The organism is Streptomyces sp. NPDC058964 (genome assembly GCF_042741275.1).
Taxonomy (GTDB): domain Bacteria; phylum Actinomycetota; class Actinomycetes; order Streptomycetales; family Streptomycetaceae; genus Streptomyces.
Genome location: NZ_JBHYKH010000620.1, coordinates 2,974 through 4,752, shown reverse-complemented (window position 1 = coordinate 4,752; position 1,779 = coordinate 2,974). Strand labels below are relative to the sequence as shown.

2 protein-coding genes are annotated in these 1,779 nt (G+C 70.0%); both read left to right on the top strand.

Annotation, left to right across the window (positions count from 1 at the left end; translation table 11 throughout):
- Window positions 1–595: oxidoreductase C-terminal domain-containing protein (locus ACFW2E_RS41635; RefSeq protein ID WP_384475798.1), on the top strand; the 595-nt coding region annotated here is incomplete at its 5' end.
- An 89-nt stretch (window positions 596–684) separates the two neighbouring features.
- On the top strand, window positions 685–1,779 hold a 1,095-nt coding region (locus ACFW2E_RS41630), incomplete at its 3' end, for an aromatic ring-hydroxylating dioxygenase subunit alpha (RefSeq protein ID WP_384475795.1).

Below are 1,779 nucleotides of genomic sequence, written 5' to 3'. Positions count from 1 at the left end.
GGGGCAAACGCCCCGGCGGGGGCCCGCCCCACGCCTGTGGGGGCCCCCCCGGGCGGCCGCCGGGGGGAGGGTCGACGCCGTACTGCTCGAGGACGGCCGCACCGTCCCGGCCGACACGGTCGTCGTCGGAGTGGGCGCGCGTCCCTGCGTCGACTGGCTGGAGGGGTCCGGCATCGCCCTCGACGACGGCGTGAAATGCGGTGCCGACGGCCGCACCAGCCTGGCCGCCGTGGTCGCCGTCGGGGACTGCGCCAACTGGTACGACCCGCGCACCGGTGGTCACCGCCGTGTCGAGCACTGGACCGGCGCCATGGAGCGCCCCGATGCCGCAGTGGCGGCCCTGCTCGCCCACGGCGCGACGGAGCCGGGCACGCCCCGGCCGCCGTACTTCTGGTCCGACCAGTACGGCGTGAAGATCCAGTTCGCCGGCCACGCCACCGGCGCCGACAGCGTGACGGTCGAGGAGGGCGCCACCGAAGACCGCAGTTTCCTGGCCGTCTACCGGCGCGCCGGCCTACCGGTCGCCGTACTCGGGATGAACCAGCCCCGGCTGTTCACCCGCTGGCGCAAGCAGCTCGGCGCAGCCGCGTCCTGACATCACCAGTCCTCCATACACAACGCCGTCCGAAGTCGCTCTTCCCGGCGGGTGAATGACCGATCCACGACGTTCCCGAGGAGTGCAGCGTGACCTCGACAAACCTGCCGGACAGCCTGATCGCCACCCTCCCCGGCTCCGCATACACGGACCCCGGCGTCTTCGCCCAGGAACAGGAGCGCATCTTCGAGACGATGTGGTTCTGCGTCGCCCGCGCCTGCGACCTTCCGAAGCCCGGCGCCTTCCGCACCGTCGACGTGGGCCGCGAGAGCATCCTCGTGACCCGTGCGCGTGACAACTCCGTACGCGCCTACTTCAACGTGTGCCGGCACCGCGGCGCCAAGCTCTGCACGGAGGAGACCGGCGAGGTCAAGCGCGCCTTCCAGTGCCCGTACCACGCCTGGACCTACGACCTGAACGGCAAGCTCGTCGCGGCGCCCAACCTCACCAAGATGCCCGACGTGGGCCGCACCGAGTACGGCCTGGTGGGCGTGGCCGTCCGCGAATGGCTCGGCTACGTCTGGGTCTGCCTGGCGGAGAACCCGCCCTCCTTCGAGGAGGACGTCATCGGCGAGGTGATCACCCGCCTCGGCGACGTGGAGTCGATCGAGCACTACGACATCGGCAACCTCGCGGTGGGCAGGCGGATCGTCTACGACGTCGGGGCGAACTGGAAGCTCATCATCGAGAACTTCATGGAGTGCTACCACTGCGCCACGATCCACCCCGAACTGACCGAGGTGCTCCCCGAGTTCGCCGACGGCTACGCCGCCCAGTACTACGTGGGCCACGGCGCCGAGTTCGGCGGTGAGATCCGGGGCTTCACCGTCGACGGCTCCGAAGGGCTGGAGCGGATCCCCGGGGTCTCCGAGGACCAGGACCGCCGCTACTACGCGATCACCGTGAAGCCCCAGGTCTTCATCAACCTCGTGCCCGACCACGTGATCTTCCACCGTATGTACCCGGTGGCCGTCGACCGCACGATCGTCGAGTGCGACTGGCTCTACCTGCCTGGTGTGGTGGAGAGCGGCAAGGACGTCAGCCGGTCCGTGGAGCTCTTCGACCGGGTCAACCGCCAGGACTTCGACGCCTGCGAGCGCACCCAGCCCGGGATGAGCTCACGGCTGTACGCCAAGGGCGGTGTGCTCGTGCCCAGCGAGCACCACATCGGCGCCTTCCACGAC